The organism is Lentzea sp. NPDC037011, assembly GCF_055607425.1.
In genome coordinates this window covers 340,255-358,680 of the sequence record NZ_JBVJRT010000006.1, presented here as the reverse complement: position 1 = coordinate 358,680, position 18,426 = coordinate 340,255, and the positions used below count along the sequence as shown (strand labels likewise).

Annotated in this window: 13 protein-coding genes and 1 pseudogene; 4 read left to right on the top strand and 10 right to left on the bottom strand. The window is 73.1% G+C overall.

The features are described 5' to 3' along the window. Position 1: 1 nt before the first annotated feature. The 4 genes from ACZ7CH_RS20875 to ACZ7CH_RS20860 form a co-directional block, all read right to left on the bottom strand. Positions 2-2,233, bottom strand: coding sequence for a VWA domain-containing protein (locus ACZ7CH_RS20875; RefSeq protein ID WP_470374635.1), 2,232 nt, complete (start codon positions 2,231-2,233; stop codon positions 2-4). Positions 2,234-2,564: 331 nt separating this feature from the next. Next, the gene (locus ACZ7CH_RS20870; protein ID WP_470370963.1) at positions 2,565-3,536 is read right to left on the bottom strand and encodes a D-cysteine desulfhydrase family protein; all 972 of its coding nucleotides are present in this window, start codon (positions 3,534-3,536) and stop codon (positions 2,565-2,567) included. Next, positions 3,527-4,387 carry an ABC transporter substrate-binding protein gene (locus tag ACZ7CH_RS20865; protein ID WP_470374634.1) on the bottom strand — a complete coding sequence of 287 codons (861 nt, stop codon included), beginning with the start codon at positions 4,385-4,387 and terminating at the stop codon, positions 3,527-3,529. The genes ACZ7CH_RS20870 and ACZ7CH_RS20865 overlap by 10 nt, the downstream gene beginning before the upstream one ends. 1 nt (position 4,388) lies before the next feature. Next, positions 4,389-4,919 (bottom strand): NUDIX hydrolase, encoded by a 531-nt coding sequence (locus ACZ7CH_RS20860; RefSeq protein WP_360391980.1) that lies wholly within the window; start codon positions 4,917-4,919, stop codon positions 4,389-4,391. A 180-nt stretch (positions 4,920-5,099) separates the two neighbouring features. Here ACZ7CH_RS20860 and ACZ7CH_RS20855 point away from each other — a divergent pair, with 180 nt between their 5' ends. Beyond that, positions 5,100-5,450 carry a hypothetical protein gene (locus ACZ7CH_RS20855; protein WP_360391978.1) on the top strand — a complete coding sequence of 117 codons (351 nt, stop codon included), beginning with the start codon at positions 5,100-5,102 and terminating at the stop codon, positions 5,448-5,450. Between the two features lie 60 nt (positions 5,451-5,510). Here ACZ7CH_RS20855 and ACZ7CH_RS20850 read toward each other — a convergent pair whose 3' ends face one another. Beyond that, positions 5,511-8,567: an NACHT domain-containing protein gene (locus ACZ7CH_RS20850; protein WP_470374633.1), complete on the bottom strand. Its 3,057-nt coding sequence runs from the start codon at positions 8,565-8,567 to the stop codon at positions 5,511-5,513. A 203-nt stretch (positions 8,568-8,770) separates the two neighbouring features. Here ACZ7CH_RS20850 and ACZ7CH_RS20845 point away from each other — a divergent pair, with 203 nt between their 5' ends. Further along, positions 8,771-9,217 (top strand): hypothetical protein, encoded by a 447-nt coding sequence (locus ACZ7CH_RS20845; protein WP_360391973.1) that lies wholly within the window; start codon positions 8,771-8,773, stop codon positions 9,215-9,217. 6 nt (positions 9,218-9,223) lie between these two features. Here the strand turns inward: ACZ7CH_RS20845 and ACZ7CH_RS20840 are convergent, their stop codons facing one another. Together ACZ7CH_RS20840 and ACZ7CH_RS20835 are read right to left on the bottom strand one after the other, a co-directional pair. Then, positions 9,224-12,373, bottom strand: coding sequence for an AfsR/SARP family transcriptional regulator (locus tag ACZ7CH_RS20840; RefSeq protein ID WP_470374632.1), 3,150 nt, complete (start codon positions 12,371-12,373; stop codon positions 9,224-9,226). A 271-nt stretch (positions 12,374-12,644) separates the two neighbouring features. Then, positions 12,645-13,475, bottom strand: a complete 831-nt coding sequence (locus ACZ7CH_RS20835) for an alpha/beta fold hydrolase (protein WP_470374631.1) — start codon at positions 13,473-13,475, stop codon at positions 12,645-12,647. A gap of 228 nt (positions 13,476-13,703) precedes the next feature. On the opposite strand from ACZ7CH_RS20835, the pseudogene ACZ7CH_RS20830 reads away from it, so the two are divergent. Continuing rightward, a pseudogene (locus ACZ7CH_RS20830) lies at positions 13,704-14,624 on the top strand (cellulose binding domain-containing protein); the annotation flags it as partial. Positions 14,625-14,693: 69 nt separating this feature from the next. Here the strand turns inward: ACZ7CH_RS20830 and ACZ7CH_RS20825 are convergent. Further along, complete coding sequence (locus ACZ7CH_RS20825) at positions 14,694-15,281, bottom strand: SMI1/KNR4 family protein (protein ID WP_470374731.1); 588 nt, start codon at positions 15,279-15,281, stop codon at positions 14,694-14,696. After that, positions 15,278-16,027 (bottom strand): phosphotransferase, encoded by a 750-nt coding sequence (locus ACZ7CH_RS20820; RefSeq protein ID WP_470374630.1) that lies wholly within the window; start codon positions 16,025-16,027, stop codon positions 15,278-15,280. The genes ACZ7CH_RS20825 and ACZ7CH_RS20820 overlap by 4 nt, the downstream gene beginning before the upstream one ends. Positions 16,028-16,059: 32 nt before the next feature. Here ACZ7CH_RS20820 and ACZ7CH_RS20815 point away from each other — a divergent pair, with 32 nt between their 5' ends. Next, positions 16,060-17,076 (top strand): hypothetical protein, encoded by a 1,017-nt coding sequence (locus ACZ7CH_RS20815; RefSeq protein ID WP_470374629.1) that lies wholly within the window; start codon positions 16,060-16,062, stop codon positions 17,074-17,076. On the opposite strand, the gene ACZ7CH_RS20810 is transcribed toward ACZ7CH_RS20815, so the two are convergent. After that, positions 17,066-18,424 carry an IucA/IucC family protein gene (locus ACZ7CH_RS20810; RefSeq protein ID WP_470374628.1) on the bottom strand — a complete coding sequence of 453 codons (1,359 nt, stop codon included), beginning with the start codon at positions 18,422-18,424 and terminating at the stop codon, positions 17,066-17,068. The two genes, ACZ7CH_RS20815 and ACZ7CH_RS20810, sit on opposite strands and share 11 nt — an antisense overlap. Positions 18,425-18,426: the final 2 nt, after the last annotated feature.

Sequence of the window (18,426 nt, the reverse complement as noted above, 5' to 3'; positions counted from 1 at the left end):
GCTAGAGCAGGTGGTGGTTGCCGCCGGCGGACCGGTCGTCGGCGGGCTGGGTGGTCGCGTACGGGTCCTGCTGGTCACCGGGGAAGTCGGCGGACGCGTGCTCGTCGAGCACCTGGAGGGAGAGCGCGGGGCTCACGTCGACGCGGTCGCCGACGGTGAACCGCCTGGTCTCCCCGTACGGCGTGTGCAGCGTCAGCCGCCCTCCGCTGCGGTGCAGCACGTAGCTGTCGTCACCGCCGGCGGAGTGGGCGAGCTGCGGCACCCCCGCGCCGGCCTCCCCGAGGTGGAAGCGGAACCGCGCCGACGGCTGCTCCGGTGCTGCGAGGTCACCGCGCGACCGGTGTCCCTCGAAGAGGTGGACGACGAGTCCGCGGACGTCCCTGCGACGGCGCCACATGATGAACAGCACCAGCGCCGTCGTCGCGACCGCGGCGACCCCGACGGCGATCGCGATCTCCGTCAACGGCGGCGGCGTCGCGACGGTCGCGGTCAGCTGCCACTCGTAGATCGCGGACGCGGGCTGCTCGTCGTCGACCACCCGCAGCGTCACCGCGTTGGCGCCCTCGACGGTGTCGGCTGCGAAGGTCAGGTCGAACTCGAACGTGCTGGTGCCCGACGGCGGCAGCTCCACGACGGTCTGCTCGCCGGGGATGGTCGCGAGCGTGCCGGGAGCGGGGTCCGCCACCAGAATTCTGGCCTTGCGCGCACGACCGGAGTTGTTGGTGATGGTGACGGACCCCTTCATCGACCCGCCGGGCGCGACCTTCCGGTCCGAGTTGCCGAACGTGCCGGTGGCGGTGAAGACCGGGGGACCGCTGACGATCGCCGCCTCGACGGTCCTGGTGTCGCTGCTGACGCCGATGCCGGCCACCGTGCCGCTGAACTTCACCGACCCCTTTGCCTGGTCGGGGATCGTGGTCCTGCCGGTGTAGATGCCGTCCTGGCCGCGGCTGTCCCCGTTCTGCGCGTCGTCGTTGAGCACGATCGGCGTCGTGAAGCCGTCGCCCGTCACGTCGGCGGTGAACGAGAGGTCCGCGAGTGCGGCCGGGTCGGTGATCGAGCGGTTCCTGGTCTGCAGGCTCAGCGCGACCGTGACCTCCTCGCCGGGCCGCGGCGACGGCGGGTTCACGGTCATGCTCGACCGCACCGCACCCTGGTACATGACGACGGTGCTGACGTCGAGCGCGGGCACCCCCGGAGCGGAGGTGATCTTCACGGTCCACGGTCCCGGCAGCGGGTTCACGATCCGCAGCGCCTCCACGACGCCGTTCTCGCCGCTCACCTGGAACGTGGACCCGTCCTGCTCACCCGACTTCGGCACGGTCCGGTTCTGCGGGTCCACGTAGGACACCGAGACACGGGAGTCGTGCTTGGTCACCAGGATCGACCCGTCGGTCGCGATCACCGGGATGGTGACCTTGGCCTCCGCGGTGCCGCCGCTGCTGAGCGGGGTGCGCTGGATCTCGCTCGCACCGACGCACCGCGCCGCCTGGAAGGCCTTGAGCAACGCCTGGGCGACGTCCGCGCTGCTGGTGACGACGGTGGCCGACGGCGTCGGCGACCTGGCCCCGCACCTGCCCTGGAAGGACTCCGCCGCGAACCGGTCGAGCTGCGCGCGGTCGACCTTGCCGAAGCCGAGCGGCCAGATCTGGACCTTCCTGGCGGCCGCCTCCTTGAGCGACTCGCCGATCTGCCGGGAGGCCTCCAGGTTGCGCTGGTTGCCGACGTTGTCCGTGCCGTACCGGGGGCTGTCGCTCACGTTCAGCTCGCCGTCGGTGAGGATGAAGATCAGCTTCGGGCCCTCCTCGTCACCCCGCAGGTAGTTGAGGGCCTGCTGCAGCGCCGCCGCGTGGTCGGTGCCGTCGCCCTGGCCCGCGGCCCGGCTGCGCAGGTTCCGCACGCAGTCGCTGAGCCGCTGGCGGTCCTGGGCGGTGGCGACGGTGCTCGGCGGGCACACCACGTCGACGGGGGACTGGGCACCGTTGTCGCTGCCGAAGCCGACGACGGCGATGGAGCTGGACGGTGCGACCTCGCCGAGCGCGATGAGCGCGGCGGCTTCGCGTTCCCTTTCCACGTCCTGCGCGCTGATGCTGCTCGACTCGTCGACCAGCACCACGATGTGCGCGGGGGTGATCACGGGTTCCGGTTGTTGTTGCTGGTGCCTTGCCGCGCCCGCCGTCAACGGCAACAGCAACGCCGCGGCCGTTGTGCAGGCGAGCACTGAGAGACGCATGAGTCAATTCACCCACTGACGCTGGTGGAATGGTGGACGGACAGGTCGCGGTATTTCGATCGGACCGGCCCACTGCCTCGTTACCGCACTTTCACCGGTGGTGGTCGGCGAAATAACAGCAGGTCAGCCTATTCCAGTGCACGTGGGTTGAATGTGGCTGCGCCGAGCGGGTGAAAAATTGAAGGCAGTGAAACGCGGTCACGCATGGTCGCGATTATGCCTGGTCGTCCAGCCGGGAGTCATGGACAAAAAATGGTCAACATCCGACCGGTCGTGATGTCAAGAACGCACGCGAAACGCACCGATAGGTCACGTTTATGCGCAGCGCCGGTCAGAACTGGGCGACGGCTTCCGGGGCGTAGCCGTAGAAACCGGGCAGACCACCCGTGTGGAGGAACACGACGGGCTTCGCGAGCGCCGGGACGAGGCGCTCGAACGCCACCGCGGCCTTGCCCGTGTACACCGGGTCCAGGACCACCCCTTCGGTGGACGCGAACAGCTTCAGCGCGGCCCACACCTCGTCGGTCGGCACGCCGTAGCCGGGGCCGATCGTGTCGTCGGTGACGGTGACGTGGCCGAGTCGTGGGGCGGGGTGGCCGAGCAGGGCGGCGGCGCCGGTGGCGAGCTGGTGGAGCTCGGAGGTGGCGTCGGCCGCGCTGTGGGACACGCTGGCGGCGTGGACGGTGCCGGGCCAGCCGAGCAGTTCGGTGCCCAGCGCGATGCCCGCGGCGGTGGCGCCGGAGCCCTGGGGGACGACGACGCAGGCGTCGTCGATGCCGCGGGCGGTCAGCTGGGTGACGAGCTCGGTGGCGGCGGCGACGTAGCCGAGGGTGCCGAGGGCGTTCGAGCCGCCGACGGGGAGGGTGACGGCGCCGGGGTGGTTGACGCGGTCGTAGGTCTCGGCGGTCTCCTCGGCCGTGGCGCAGATGTGGACGTTCGCGCCGAACATGTGGTCGAGGACGACGTTGCCGGACCGCTCGTAGGCGGGGCCGGTCATCGGGACCTTGGCGGTGAGCACGAGCTCGCACCGCAGGCCGAGCTTGGCGCAGGCCGCGGCGGTCTGGCGGCCGTGGTTGGTCTGCAGCGCGCCGAACGTGATGACGGTGTCCGCGCCCTGCTCCAGGGCCGCGCCGAGGAGGAACTCGAGCTTGCGGAGCTTGTTGCCGCCGGCGCCCAGGCCGTTGACGTCGTCGCGCTTGAGCAGGACCTGCGGGCCGCCCAGCGCGGCGGTCAGGCGCGGGGCGTCCTCCAGCGGGGTCGGCCAGCCGCCCAGTGCCACGCGGGGGAATGCGCTCAGGTCCACGGGGCGAGCCTAGTCGCCTCACCGGGCTCCAGGGCCGGGCCGACGCCGTGCAGCACCCGCGCCAGCACCTCGATGCCGCGCACGACCCGCGGGCCGGGGCGGTTGAAGTACGAGGGACCGTCCAGCACCCACGTCTCGGGGAACACCTGGTCGGGCAGCTCGGCCAGCGTTCGCCCGATCGGGAAGCCGCACGGGACGAGCAGCACGACGTCCGGCCGCGCCGCGTGCACGGCCTCCCACGTGGCCGGTCCGGTGTGCTCACCGGGAGCGGCGAGCAGCGGGACACCGCCTGCCTTGGTGATCTGCTCCGGCACCCAGTGCCCGGCGGGCCACACCGGGTCCAGCCACTCGATCGCGGCCACGCGCGGACGGGACAGGCCCGCGGTCAGCCGTTCGACGTGGTCGATCCGGGCGCGCAGGCGGTCGATCCGCTCGGCGCTGTCCACCCCGAGCACGTCGCCGACGGTCTTCAGGCAACCGAGGACCTCGTCCAGGGTGGAGGGTTCGAGGCTCAGCACCACCGGGCCGGCGTCCATCAGCCGCACGGCCGCGGACACGCTCTCGTAGGAAACCGCGCACACGTCGCACAGGTCCTGGGTGAGGACGACGTCGGGCCTGAGGTCGTGCAGCAGCTCCACGTCCAGGCCGAAGACCGACGAACCGCGGTGCACGGTCGCGGAGATCTCCCGGCTGCTCACCGCGTCCTGGTCGACCGCGGTGCTCGTGACCACCGGGACGTCCGCGACCGACGGCGGCCAGTCGCACTCGTGGGTGCGCCCGACGAGGTGTCCGGCGAGGCCCAGCTCGGCGACGATGTCGGTCGCGGCGGGCAGCAGCGAGACGATCCGCACCTCAGACCTCCCTGCCGAACTCGGCGTACCGCGTGGAACCGCTTTCCAGCGCGGCGAGGGCGAGGGTCAGCCGCCGGTGCAAAGAGGGGTAGATCCGCGGCCTGGCCTCGTCGAGTCCCAGGTACACCACGGACTCCAGCTCGGGGTCGTGCGCGACGGCACCGTCGAGCACCCCGCCGTCGAAGACGAACTGGTGGCAGTCGCGCCACACGCCGTTGCGCGGTGTCCAGTCCACGACGAGCAGCCGCCCGAGCGGGAGGTCGACGCCGAGCTCCTCGCGGACCTCCCTGCGCGCGGCGGCCTTCGGCGACTCGTCGTCCTCGGTCATGCCACCCGGGATGTCCAGCACGGACTTGTAGGTGGGCACCACGAACAGCACGCGTCCGGTGGAGTCGCGGACCAGCGCACCGCCGGCACCGGTCTTGGTGGGGCGGCGGGAGGCGACACCGGGGTCGTGCTCGGGCTCGGGCGGACCCTCGTCGAGGACGTCCGCGGCGAACGCGGCGGGGTCGCCGCAGTGCTGTGCGGTCATACGCCGATGATCACACCAGTGGGTGATTCACGCGCGCACCGGCCCAGCCGTCCGTGCCTGGTGAGCGGCACCGCGGGTGATGACTGTGCGCAACCAAACGACCCGGGGAGTACGCTGGGCGCTGTAACTCCGTGCGATCAATCGCCGATGTTCGAGTCGACATCGGTGGAGGTGACGCCAATGGGGGCAACCGGTGCCGCCAAGCGCAGACACGAGGGACATTCGGCCCCGTGGTCCGTGGTCGGGCTGACCGTCGTGTTCGTGGTGGTGGCCCAGGTCCAGTTCGCCATCGCCCTCGCGGAGAAGGTCCTGTGGCCGGTCGCGACCGGCGTGCTGCTGCTGGCCGCGGCGGTCGCGTTCGTGAAGACGGCGCGCAGGCTGCGGTGGGAGGACAGCGACCCGTACGAGGTCCCGAGGGAGCCGGCCAGGCCGCTTCCGCAGGCCGGGTACGAGCCCCACGTCGACGCCGACGGCAGTCTCGCCCGCGCGGTCGGCGACGTGGTCCACGCCTCCCGGCGCTGGCGGGCCTGAGCACCCCGCACCCGGACCGGGCCGGACGACGGGGCGGCCCGGTCGTCGTGGCGCGCCCGCTCAGCCGAACAGGCCCAGCTCGTTCGCGACCGTGCCCGCCCGGTACACCAGGTCCGGCCGCACCTGCCCGACCGCCGCGAAGTCCACCGAGCCGAACAGCTCGCGCAGCCGCGGCGCGCAGTCCTCCCGCCCGCCCTCGTGCAGCCGCAGCAGCGCGTCCAGCATCGGCACCTCGTAGCTGCCCGGCGTCACCGCGGACCGCACCTCGTCGAACACCCCCAGCAGCTCGTCGTCGGGCCCGCCGCGGCCGACCCGGTCCCACAGCTGCGCCACGAACCCGCTGCTCGCGCTCAACCCGGTCTTGGCGAGCCTGCCCAGCGTCTCCGCGCTCACGGTGAGGTCGCGGCGCAGGCAGTCGAGCACCAGGTCGGGGAAGCGGTCGGCCCAGCACAGGTAGTGCCACGCCCGCTCGCCCGGCGCCACCGGTGAGGCGGCCAGCTGCACCAGCGCCCGCGCGTAGTCGACGTCGAACCGCACGTCCGGCAGCGCCTCGAAGGCGTGCTTGAACTCGTTGGCCGCCGGGTCGCCGGTGAACCGGGCGTCGAGCGCCGCCTCGCGCAGCGACACCCGCCGCGCCAGGCCGTCCAGCTCGACCGAGGTCGGCAGCGCCGTGCCGATCGCCAGCGTCACGTGCAGCGGGTCGTCCCACCGCACGTAGACCGACTCGATCAGGGTGCGCCACTCCGCGTCGGTCAGCTCCGCCTTCCACAGCCCCGCGAGCTTCGACCAGTTCCGCACGCCGAGCTCGCGCGACCCGCACACCCGCGCGAGCACGACGTGCAGCAGCACCAGGTTCAGGCTGTAGATGGCGTACCGCGCCGGTTCCTGCCGCGGCACCGGCAGGTAGGACTCCAGCGACCGCGGCCTGCGCATCCGCGAGAGCGAGAACAGCCGCTGCACCAGTGCTTTCAGCTCCTCGCGGTAGCGGGCGGCACCGGCCATCTCCACCAGGAACTCGATCACCGGGTTGCTGGAGGTCAGCGGCGCGAACGACAGCAGCGCCCACAGCATGCTGTCGTCGGGCTGGGCACCGGTGATCCGCCGCCCGGCCGACTCGCGCTCGCGCAGGTCGTTCAGCACCGTCCAGGTGAACCGCGCGACCAGGAACTCGCCGAACGTCGCGTGCAGGAACTCGTAGGTGTGCAGGCGGTGCTCGTCGCGGATCGCCATCGCGCACTGCACGAAGAAGAACCGCCCGACCACCCGGTCGCCCTCGCTCAGCGGCCGGCGGATGCCGTGCCTGGGCTGCGGCACACCGGGGTGCAGCAACGCCGTCATGTCCTCGTCGATCGCGTTGCCCGCCACCCACTTGGTGCCGCGCTGGAACATCGCGAACGCCACCACGGACAGCTTCTCCAGCTCCACCTCCACCGGGTCCTCGTCGGGGGCGGCGGTGTCGTGGCCCTTGTCCACCTCGCGGCGGGCGAAGCGGCGCAGCAGCTCCTCGTACAGGTCGACCTTGCCGAGGCTGTCCCGGTGCCGCTGCAGAGCGTTGCCGACGGCGTCGTACAACGCGAGCATCAGCAGCAGGAGCGGCTGCTCGGCGAGGTCGTGGTGGTCGAGCACGGCCTTGGCGGGCAACGGGACCAGCCCGTTCGCGGCGAAGTAGCCGGCGTTGGAGCCGTTCCACACCTCCAGCCACGCCTCGACGTTGGCGTCGCTGAACGGGACCAGCCGCAGCACGTCGGTGTCGAGCGGGATCCGCATGCCGCCCGCGACGCTGATCCGGCTGGTCACGACGAACGCGACCGGCCGTCCCGCGTCGGCGCAGTCCCGCTGGAAGGTCTGCACCCGGTCCAGGAAGTCGGTCTGCGTCACGCCGGTCGCCTGCAGCAGCTCGTCGAACCCGTCGAGCAGCACCACGGGCAGCGCGTCACCGGCCGCGCGCGCCATGGCCGTGAAGCTCACGTCCTCGTGCAGCGCGAGGCCCAGGCCCTGGTCGATCTGCCGGCGCAGGTCCGCTTCCGCCGCCGTGGCCCGCAGCTCCACCCGCACGGTCAGGAAGTCCGCGGCGGGCAGCCGCGCGGCGAGCACCTTCGTCAGCAGCGACTTGCCAGAACCGGGGTCGCCCAGCACCACCAGCGGGTGGGTCACGGCCTTCGGCGAGGTCAGGTGGCCGACCAGGTACCGGTAGAGGTCGGAGCGCGGCGGCTGGTCGCGCCACCAGCCGGACTCGGCCGGGTGGGCGTCCTCGGTCATGGCGACGACCTGGTAGTCGGGGTCGATGTAGGCGGTGCGGGTCAGCGGGATCTCCAGACCGGTCGGCACCTGGCCGGGGTCGATGATCGGCCGGTCCAGCACCGCCCGGTAGCGGGCGGCCAGCGCCGTGCGGCGGTCGTCGGGCGCGGCACCGACCCTGGTGCGGACCAGCGCCTCCTCCAGCCGGGCGAGGCCGGCGGAGACGTGCGCGTCGTGGTCGGCGTGCAACCAGAACGCCAGCTCCGGGTACTCGGCGCCGAGCTTGCGGACCAGCTCCTGGTACCGCTGCAGGGCGGTCAGGTGCAGGTCGGACAGCAGCCGGGTGACCCGGGCGCGCTGCTCACCCGTCAGCCGCGCCCAGACCGCCGTGCCCTCCAGCAGCTTCAGCAGGTCGCGGCACGCGCGCCGGTACTGGTCCTCGATCGTCCGCAGGTTCTGGGCGAACGGCCGGCTCGCGCTCGGGAGCACGCCGTCGCCGTCGAAAACGCTGCTGAGCCCGACGAGCGTGTGCTGCTCGTCCTTGTGCAGGCCCAGCTCCGCGAACCGGAACGGCAGCTCGACCTGCTCGAACGCTTCGAACAACGCCACCACGACGATCACGGTGTGGGCGGCGTGCAGCCGTTCCGTCTGGCTGTGCCGGCTCAGGCCCGAGCGCCGCGCACCGGCCTTGACCAGCAGTTCCCTGCTCAACCGGACGAAGTCGGTCTTCGCGTCGAACCAGCCCAGCAGCTCGGTCACCCCGCCCGCGACCCCGCCCAGCAGGGCCAGGCCCACCAGCCGGTCGAGCGCGTCGACGAGCGCGCTCTCCTTCGTGCCGAGGAGCCGGACGGCGTCGGCGTAACTGTAGGTCTTGGCCACCCGTCAAACTCTTGCCGGGTGATCATGAAGTGGGGACGGCGGCTGCGCCGACAGGTCGTTCGGCTCCGATCAACGGTCGCCGCTGATCGGCCGAACGGACCAGTCGGGCTGAACCGGGGTCAAGGTTTTGCGCAAGGTTTTGGGCACGGCCCGCCGAGCAGGCTGTGCGGCGCAAGCAACCTTCGACCCTGAGGGGGACGAACGTGAAGATCACTTCAGTCGCCGCGGTCGCGCTGTTCGCGGCCACGACGTCGTTCGCGCTGGTGGGGACGGCGAACGCCGCCGACGAGAAGCCGCTGCCGGTCACCACGGGCGCGGCGGACACCGACCAGTCCGGCGTCGGCATCATGGCCTGCTCCGGGCACGCGCACAGCAACAAGGACGCGCGCTCCGGCCAGCTGTTCGACGGCAGCAACGTCAACATCCGCCGCGGCCCGCACACCTCGTGCACGTCCGACGGCCAGGGCCAGCTCTCCCACAACGTCGACTACCACTGCTACGCCGTCGGCGACGCGGTGACCAGGAACGGCATCACCTACACCACGTGGACGTACCTGCGGGACACCACGACCGGGGTGCAGGGCTGGGTCAGCGACTCGCTGCTCGACCTGAACCCCAACGGGTCGCGCGGCAGCCTGGAGGCGTGCTGACCCCGGTCAGCCGCGGGTGAGCCGGGCCAGCAACGCCGCGGTGGCGGCGTGACCGAGGCGGTGGCCGGTGCCGAGGTGGATTCCCAGGGCCTCCTCGCCGCTGGCCACCGCCGCGTCGACGGCGCCGCACGCGGACCAGGCCTGGGCCAGTGCCGTGAGCGCGCGACCGTGCAGGACCCGGAAACCGGCCTCGGCCGCCAGCGCGACCGCCTGCGCGGCGAGACCGGGGTCGGGGCAGCCGAGCGCCACCACCGCGGCGCTCAGCTCGACCAGGGACTCCACCTCGCCGCGCCGGCGACCGTCGGCGCGCGCGAGGTCGAGTGCGTGGCGGTGGCGTTCGGCGGCCTGGGCGAACCGGTTCCACCGGCGGTCGACGAGCCCCAGCGCGTTGTGGGCGTCGGCCTCCGCGGCCAGGCAGCCGGTCTCGCGGGCCAGGTCGAGCGCCTGCTCCGCGTGCACCTCCGCCCGGTCGTGCGCACCCAGAGCGCAGTCGGCGAGCGCGAGCTGCGCGAATGCCGCCGCCTCCAAGCCGCGTGCGCCGAGGTCCAGGCGCAGCACGGCGGTGCAGAGCCGGAGTGAACGGGGGAGGTCGCCCAGCTCGAAGGCGATCCGGGCGAGCAGGCCGAGCCCGGTGGCCTCGCCGAGCCGCGAGCCGTGCGCGCGGTGCAGGTCCACCGCGCGCTGGCAGTGGCGTTCGGCGAGACGCAGGTGACCCATCTCGTAGTAGACCTCGCCGAGGTCGCAGAGCACCCCGGCCTCGGGCACCTCCGCGCCGAGCGAGCGGACCACGGCCAGTGCGCTCGCGTGGCAGATGGCGGCGGCGCGCAACCGGCCGCGGTGGCGGTGCAGGGTGCCGAGGTGACCGAGCGCGGTGGCCCGCACCTCGTCCCAGCCGGTCCGTTCACCGAGCCGGCGGGCCTGCTCGAAGTGCTCCTCGGCGAGCGCGCGCTCGCCCAGTCCGAGCCGGGCCGTCGCGACCGCGAGGTGCAGCACGGCCTGCGCGCGCAGGTCACCGTCCACAACGGACGCCCGCAGCCCCGCGGTCGCCGTGTCGAGCAGGTCGTCGTGGTGCTCCCGCACGGAGAAGTAGCCGTGCAGCGCGTCCGCGAGCTCCCACACCAGCGGCCCGCTCCCGGTGCGGACCAGCGCGAGGAGGTTGTGCCGCTCGGTGTCCAGCCACGCCAGCGCCTCGGCACGGCCGGTGAACGGCGAGCGCACCGGCGGCCACGGCAGGTGCGGCACCGCCGGGTGCACCAGCTCGGCGGCGGCACGGGCGGTGCCCAGGTACCAGCCGGCCAGCCGCCGCACCGCCGCCGGGTCCGCGCCGAGCTGCCGGGCGTAGAGCCGCAGCAGGTCGTGCATCGCGAACCGGTCCGGCGCGGTCTGCTCGACCAGGTGCGCGGTCCTGAGCACGTCCAGCAACCGGTGCGCGGCGGGCAGGTCCACCCCGGCCAGCGCGGCGGCCGCTGCGGCACCGTGGTCGGGGCCGGGGTGCCACCCGAGCAGCCGGAACAGCCGCGCCGCAGGCTCCGGCAACGCCCGGTAGGACCACGAGAACACGCTGCGCACCGCCGAGGCCGGGTCGCCGGGCACGTCCAGCGCACCGGGGTCCGCCAGCTCCGCCACCAGGTCCGCCAGCCCGGCCGCCCGTTCCGCCGCCACCCGCAACGCCAGCGGCAGCCCCGCACACCGCCGCACCAGCTCGGTCGCCGCCGGCAGCTCCGCGGCCACCCGCTCCGCCCCGAGCACCCGCCGCAACAGCTCCAGCGACTCGGCCGCACCGAGCCGCCCCACCGTGATCCGGCGCGCGCCGTCGCGGGCCACCAGTCCCGCGAGGTCGTCCCTGCTGGTCACGAGCACCGCGCAGCCGGGCCGCCCCGGCAGCAGCGGCCGCACCTGCTCGGCCGACCGCGCGTTGTCCAGCAGCACCACCATCCGCCGCCCGGCCAGCGCCGACCGGTACAGCGCGGCCCGCTCGTCCACGCCGGGCGGGATCCGCTCCACCCCGAGCGCCCGCAGAAACCCCTCCAGCGCGGTGGACGGGGCCATCGGCTCCGCGGTGCCGTAGCCGTGCAGGTCCACGTACAGCTGCCCGTCGGGGAAGTCGCCGCCGTGCCGGTGCGCCCAGTGCACGACGAGCGCGGACTTCCCCACACCGCCGGTGCCCACGACCACCGACAGCCCGGGACCGAGCTCCCGCAACGCCTCCGCGCGCCCGACGAAGTGCGGGACACCGCAGGGCACCTGCGCCGGTGGCCGCGCCTCGGCGGGTGTCGTTCGGGGCGGTGCCGTTGTGTCGGCTGACGCTGCGGTCGTGGCCGGTGCCGTCGCTTGGTCCGGTGCCACAGCCTCGGCTGGTGCCGCCTCTCCGGCCGGTGCCACCGCTTGGGCCCGTGCCGCCACTTCCACCGGTGCCGCCACCTCGGGCGCCTGCCGCAGCAACGCCGTGTGCAGCCGCCGCACCTCGGGCCCCGGGTCGACACCGAGCGCCTCGCCCAGCCGGTCGCGCAGCCCCTGGTAAGCCGCGAGCGCCTCCGCCTGCCGCCCCGACCGGTACAGCGCCAGCATGAACTGCCCGGTCAGCCGCTCGTCCAACGGGTGCTCGCGCACCGCCGCGGCCAGCCCGGTCACCAGCTCGCCGTGCAGCCCCAGCCCCAGCCGCAGGTCGATCCGGTCCAGCTCGGCGCAGAACCGGTGCGCTGCCAGGCCTTCCCGCACGTCGTCGAGCCACGGCGTGCTCAGCCCCGCGAACGCCGCACCCCGCCACAGCCCCAGCGCCCGGTCGAACGCCGCCAGCCGGGCGGCCGGGTCCGGCTCGGCCCGCCCCCGCGCCAGCAACCGGTGGAACCGGTGCAGGTCGACGTTCTCCGGGTCCACGGCGAGCACGTACCCGCCGCAGCGCCGGGTGATCTCCACCTCCAGCCCGCGGCACGCCCGCCGCAGCCGGGACAGGTACGCGTACAACGTGTCGCGCCCCTGCCGCGGCACGGCGTCACCCCACGCCCGGTCCAGCAGCTGGTCCGCCGACACCACCTGGTTCGCGTCCACGAGCAACGCGGCCAGCACACACCGCCTTCGGCCGTGCCCGAGCTCGACGACCTGGTCCCCTCTCCCGGCCGTCACGGTCCCGAGCAGCCGGAACTCGACTCCCCCCATCCGATGTGCATAGCACGCCGATGGACCTGTCCGGGGCGGGTTCGGCAATTCGTTCGCCCGACGGGAGCAGCCGTGGCGCACAACGCCCCCGCACGACGGTTCCTGCCCAGGGCCTGTGTCGAAGTCCATGTTCGCGACAGCCGGGCCTGAGGCGGCCCCTGGGGGCACGGGCGGACAGCCCACATACAACACCGGTATGCGGGCTGTCCGCCCGCACCGCCAGGAACCACCTCAGGCGCGACTCTCATCGAACGGGACCTCGACACAGGCCCTAGGCGTGCGAACGGACGTCCCGTCCCGATTCCACGCGCTGGTGGAACTCGGCGATGTGCCGCCACATCGCGACCGGGTTGGAGTACACGGGCAGGTGGCCGCTGTGCGGGATCTCGGCGAGCTGCACGCCGTTCGCGTCGAGCTTCGGCAGGTACGGCAGTGCCGCGTGCTCCTCGCCGTACAGGAACATCTTCGGGCACGGCAGCGACAGGAACCGCGTCAGCAGCTCACCCCGGTCGGACAGCTCCACCATGGACGAGAGGAGGCCGTGCGCGGCGGCGCGGCGGACCTTGTGCGGCAGGCTCGCGGCGTACAGGGCGCCGGCGTAGTGCGGCGTGCGGCGGACGTCGTCGGCGAACGCGGCGAGGAAGTCGCCGCGGTGCCCGGTGGTCGCCGGCCGGCTGAGGAAGCAGTCCTGCGGCGTCAGGTTGCCGTGCATGTTGACGAAGCTCAGCAGCCGGCCGGGCTGGCGGTGGGCGAACAGCAGACCGGCCACGCCGCCCATCGAGTGACCGACGAGGTGGAACCGGCCCAGACCCAGCCGGTCCGCGACCGCACGGGTGGTGTCGGCGAGGAACGGCAGGTCGACGGCGGCGAGGTCGGCGCATTCCGAGGCGCCGCAACCGGGTGCGTCGAAGGCGAGGACCGGCCGGTCGTGGAACGCCGGGCGCAGCACCACGTCCGCGTAGTCCTCTTTGGTGCCGCCGAACCCGTGCAGGAACACCACCGGGGCGAGCCGGCCGGTGCGGTGGGTGGTGGCGATCTTCAGGTTCACCCCGTTCACCCGGAGTCCCAGCAGTTCGTGGACGGTGGCGTGCTGTGGTGCCATGAGAGGCCTTTCCCCGACGCGGGCGCGGTCTGCGAACCGGGCGACAGCATGGCATTCCATGTGATCGCTCACAAGTAGTTGAACGATTGATCATCTCGGCGTGACACTGCTCGGCGGGGCTCGCGCGTCCCTGCGGCGAAAGATGAATGTGAACGCGAACACCGGCCGCTCGCGATCGGCGTTCCGTGATCGGTTCGTTGCTGGACGGCGTTGCCCCGCCTCGCGAAGATGAGGCGCGCACCCGCTCCGCACCCCGTTCCCCGACCAGCACCGGACCGCCACCTCCCGATGAGAAGACCCCTGCCGGCCGTCCTGCTCGCGGTGCTGCTGCTGACTGCCTGCAGCGCCGAGCCGACCCCGCCGCCGAACCCCAGCCGCCCCGCGCCGACGTCGCCGGCGCCGGTCTCCGACGTGCCGCTGCCGGAGGACGTCCCGCAGCTCGTGCGCGCGGTGCCGGACCCGGTCACGGTCGAGCTGGCCGACGGCACCCGGCTCCGCATCGCCCTGCTGGCACCGCCCGCCGGGTGCTGGGCGCCGCGGGCGCTGGCGTTCGCGCGCACCACGCTGCTGGCCCGCCCGGTGCTGGTCAAGAGCATCACGCCGGGCGAGGCCAGCCTGACCCTGGAGGACGGCACCGACTACGCGCTGCTCGCCGTGCGCGAGGGCGTGCTGCGCGCCCAGGACGCGGACGGCGGCCGGTACACCGACGCGGAAATGGCGGCGGCACAGGCGGATCGCGGCCTGTGGGGTCCGCCGTGCGACGGGATGGACGCACCCTGGTCGACCAAGGCGGTGGCACCCACACCGGTGACGACCACGCCGGCTCCCGTCCGCACCACGACACCACCGCGCCCGCCGTGCTCGGTCGGCTACGTGGTCACAGCGGAGTGGCAGGGTGGGTTCACCGCCGACGTGACGCTGCGCAACACCGGCACGTCCCCGGTCAACGGCTGGACGGTGGGCTGGACGTTCGGCAACGGCCAGGCCGTGACCCGGATGTGGCGGGCGAAGCTGTTGCGCGGCACCGGTTCCGTTCGCGCGATGAACGAGGACTACACCGCCGCGATCGCACCCGGCGGCACGGTGTCGTTCGGTTTCAACGGCAGCGTCCGCGCCGCCAACCCGGAACCGGCCGCGTTCACGCTCAACGGCAGCACCTGCGCGGTCGAGCAGGGCTCGCTCCACAAAGGACCGGTCGGTCCCGGGCCGCCCGAGTGGCTAGTGCCAGAAGATCCCGCCGTTCTCGACCCTCGCGCCGGGCAGCGCGGCCGCGGTGTGCTCCAGCAGCGCCGCGGTCGACGGGTACGTGTTGACGCCGTCGAACGCCGGGATCGACTGCGGGTCCAGCTGCCCGACCGCACCGCACCGGTCACCCGGCCGCAGCTCCACGACGAGGGCGCAGCCCGTGTCGTCGAGCGCGATCGGCAGCCACGCCGGGTTCCACCCCCAGAACAGGTCCTCCTCGCCCTCCTCGACCTCGGACCAGTCCTCGTCGTCCTCATCGGAGAAGTCGTCGATCTCGTCGGCCTGGCGCCGGGTGAGCTCACCGGTCCGCCGCCGCCAGTCCTCGACCGCCCAGTCCAGCGGCAGCGGTATCCACCGCCGCGGCACCAGGAAGCTCGCCGGCCGCGTGGACGTGCCGTCGTGCCGCAGCCACGACTCCACCAGGTCCGCGGGGAACCGGTGCCCGACCTCCTCCTCGGCGGCCGCGATGGCGGCGGCGGTCGCGGGCGGCCTCAGCACGTGCGCGACACCGTTGGCGCGGCACCAGTCCTCGATGCGGTCCCAGGACGTCGACACGGTCATCCCGTGATCATGCCCGGCATCGTCGTACGCACGTACTCGGCGTCGCGCAGGTACAACCGGTCGTGACCGTCGGCGATGTGGCGCGCGAACGCCCGGTCACCCGCGTCCGCCCGCGCGTGCATGAGCTCGACGAGCGCGGTGAGCCGTTCGGCGACCGCGGCCACCAGCCCCGAGCGGTCCGCCAGCCCGTAGGCGTTGCAGAACCTCGCCGCCCTGGCCGCCTGCCGCGCAGCGGTGCCGAACCCGTCGTGGTTGTCCGGGTGGGTGAGCGGCGCCCACCGGTACACCGCGTACGCCACGTCCCACAGCCGCGGCGCCGGGTGCGCGGTGTCGAAGTCGATCAGCGCGACCGCCGTGGTGCCGTCCAGCACGCAGTTGTAGGGCGCGAAGTCGCCGTGGCAGACCACTTCCGCAGGCTCTCGCACGGGCATCATCCAGCCGGTGCGGTGGTCGTAGCCGGCCGTGGCGTCGTGGTAGGACCGCAGCAGCCGTGCGGCGCTGACGAGTGCCTCCTCCGACCGCGCGGCGGGGGAGAGCGGGTAGTTGCAGACCTCGCCCGGGAAGAACGTGAGGACCTCGCGGCCCTTCTCGTCGACGCCGTGGAAGTCCGGCGCGCCGGTGAAACCGCGCTCACGCAGGTGCCGCAGCAGCCCGTGCACGCGCGGCGACCACGGGCCGACCGGGCGGCGCACCGTCTGACCGACGCGATAGACGTCGTTGATCCCTCCGCCTGTCAACCGTTCCACCGAACCACCCCGTCCGTGACACCATCACGCCCATGCCTGCACAGTGGCTCGCGGTCCGCGCCCACCTGCTCGAACACCGGCACGCCCTCGCGGTCAAGGCCGCCGCGGAGTACCCGGACGTGCCGAAGGTGGCCGGGACCCCGCTGCTCACCGCCGCCCACTGGACGCCGGCGCAACCGGTGCCGCTGCACGATCTCACGCTGGAGCTCAAGCAGGCCAACGAGTTCCGGCTCACGGCCGGTGGGCTGCCGGAGGGCTTCCGCAGCTACTCCGAGGCGATGGCGGCACTGGCGGCGCCCGCGGTGTTCGAGAACCGGCCGACCTACCGGCTGCTCGGCTTCACCGGCCGGCACCTCACGTTCGGCATCGGGTCGTACTTCGACGGCATCGACGTGGGCGAGGCGTGCGCGCACGAGTACGCGGCGCGCGAGCTCGGGCACACCGACGCGATGCCGTTGCGCGCCGCGGTCGGCGACCCGTGCGACCCGTCCCGGCGGCCGGTGAACGTCGCGATCAGCACGCTGACCATCCGGCACGACCGGGCCACCGGCGCGGCGACGTTCTTCCTGCACTGGCGGGACCCGCGCAAGGTCGGGCACGCGGGCGGGCTGTACCAGGTGCTGCCGGTCGGGGTGTTCCAGGCCGCCACCGACCCGGTGAACGACTTCTCGTTGTGGCGCTGCATGGTCCGCGAGTTCGCCGAGGAGCTGCTCGGCGCCCCCGAGGAGTACGCGGGCCCGGTCGACTACGACGGCTGGCCGTTCGCGCGGCGGCTGGCCGAGGCGCGCGTCTGGTACCTCGGAACGGGCGTGGACCCGTTGACGTTCGCGACGGACGTGCTCACGGTCGCGGTGTTCGACGCGACGCTGTTCGACGAGCTGTTCGGGGACCTGGTGGCGCACAACGACGAGGGCCGCGTGCTGGCCGGTCTCGGCTTCACCGCCGAGAACGTCGAGCGGTTCGTCCACGACGAACCGACGCAGGCGGCGGGTGCGGCGCTGCTGGCGCTCGCGTGGCAACACCGGGAGACGCTGCTCGTCAGCGCCTGAACGGGTTGGGCAGGTGCGCCCACTCCTTCGTCGCTGGGTCGAGCCGCATCAGCGTGAGCGGTTTCGCGGGAATCGGGTCGTGCAGCAACGCGTGCCGGTCCGGCGTGTCCGGTACGGCGTCCGCGACGACCCGCCAGAGCTCGTCCGCCGGTGCCTCCAGCGCACCGACGAGCCCGGTCAGCGCGGTGGCGAAGAACGTGGCGAACGTCTTGGCGCGCAGCGCCTCCCGGTCGGCGTGCAGCCGGTGCGGCAGCTCCGGCCTGGGGCTGACCCGGATGTCCGCGAGGTCGCGGTAGACCAGCCGCCGCGGTCGCCCGTCCACGAGCCCGACCAGCAGGTTCTGCTCGTGCGCCTCCAGCGCCACACCCCTGGCCAGCAACGTCATGAGCGGCGGCACCGCCAGCGCGGCGAACTCCGCGAGCCACTCGACCGGGTCGCCGAGCCCGCGGATCGGCGGCTGTCCGCCGTCGACCGGGCGAGCCGTGAGCGCGGCGAGCGGCAGCAACGTCTCACCCCCGTGCACCACCGGCCGGTCCCGCAGGATCACGCCGAGCTCGCGGTCGGGTTGCCCGTCCACCAGCACCGCCGCGGCGGCCCGGTTGCGCTGCAGCTCGATGCCCTCGACCGTGCGCTCCAGGAACTCCGACACCTCGGTCGCGGTGACGATCGAGCCCGCCGAGATGTCCCGCACGGCCGAGGTGAGCTGCGCGCTCAGCGTCGTCTTCACGTGCCAGTCGCCCGCCGACAACGTCCGCAGGGCCATCAACGGGTGCGCGTCGAGCGTTCCGATCGAGTGAACTTCCTTACGCCCGGCCTGCCACGGGTGCACCGGCAGCAGGACCGCCCGGCCGTCCCGCAGCTCGTCCGGCCAGTCCCCGAACACCACGTGGTCCTCGGCCGGGTGCAGCCGCAACGGCACGACGGGCCGGTGCTCCGGCCCGTACGCGAGGTGGTCCGCGGCGGTGAACCCGGTCCGGTTGCGGCAGCACGGGTGCAGCGGGTGCCCGTCCACGACGCTCTGCTCGTGCTCCTCCAGCGACCGCCGCAGGAACGGCGTGGCCAGCGGTTTCGCCGTCCGCGCCAACGCCAGCCCCGCCACGCTGTGCGCGACCTCCCCGGCGAGCCGCTCACTGCCCGGCCACTGCCGCACGACGTCGGCGGGGTGCCCGGTGAGCCGCTCGACCGGCGGCACCGGCTCGACCGCGACCGCCCGCAGGAGCCGGGCGAGCACCGCCTCCCGCGCACCCGGCAGCCCGGTGAGGAACCGCTCGGCCCGCTCACCGTCCAGAGCGGCGGCGAATTCCGCCTCGACCTGCGTCTGCGTGAGAATGACGTGATCCTGACACATCG

Bases quoted from the DNA above. Each gene is read 5' to 3' on its own strand.
- ACZ7CH_RS20875 (WP_470374635.1), bottom strand. From the start codon at position 2,233: ATGCGTCTCTCAGTGCTCGCCTGCACAACGGCCGCGGCGTTGCTGTTG.
- ACZ7CH_RS20860 (WP_360391980.1), bottom strand. From the start codon at position 4,919: ATGACCGCACAGCACTGCGGCGACCCCGCCGCGTTCGCCGCGGACGTC.
- ACZ7CH_RS20855 (WP_360391978.1), top strand. From the start codon at position 5,100: ATGGGGGCAACCGGTGCCGCCAAGCGCAGACACGAGGGACATTCGGCC.
- ACZ7CH_RS20840 (WP_470374632.1), bottom strand. From the start codon at position 12,373: ATGGGGGGAGTCGAGTTCCGGCTGCTCGGGACCGTGACGGCCGGGAGA.
- ACZ7CH_RS20835 (WP_470374631.1), bottom strand. From the start codon at position 13,475: ATGGCACCACAGCACGCCACCGTCCACGAACTGCTGGGACTCCGGGTG.
- ACZ7CH_RS20825 (WP_470374731.1), bottom strand. From the start codon at position 15,281: ATGACCGTGTCGACGTCCTGGGACCGCATCGAGGACTGGTGCCGCGCC.
- ACZ7CH_RS20815 (WP_470374629.1), top strand. From the start codon at position 16,060: ATGCCTGCACAGTGGCTCGCGGTCCGCGCCCACCTGCTCGAACACCGG.
- ACZ7CH_RS20810 (WP_470374628.1), bottom strand. From the start codon at position 18,424: ATGTGTCAGGATCACGTCATTCTCACGCAGACGCAGGTCGAGGCGGAA.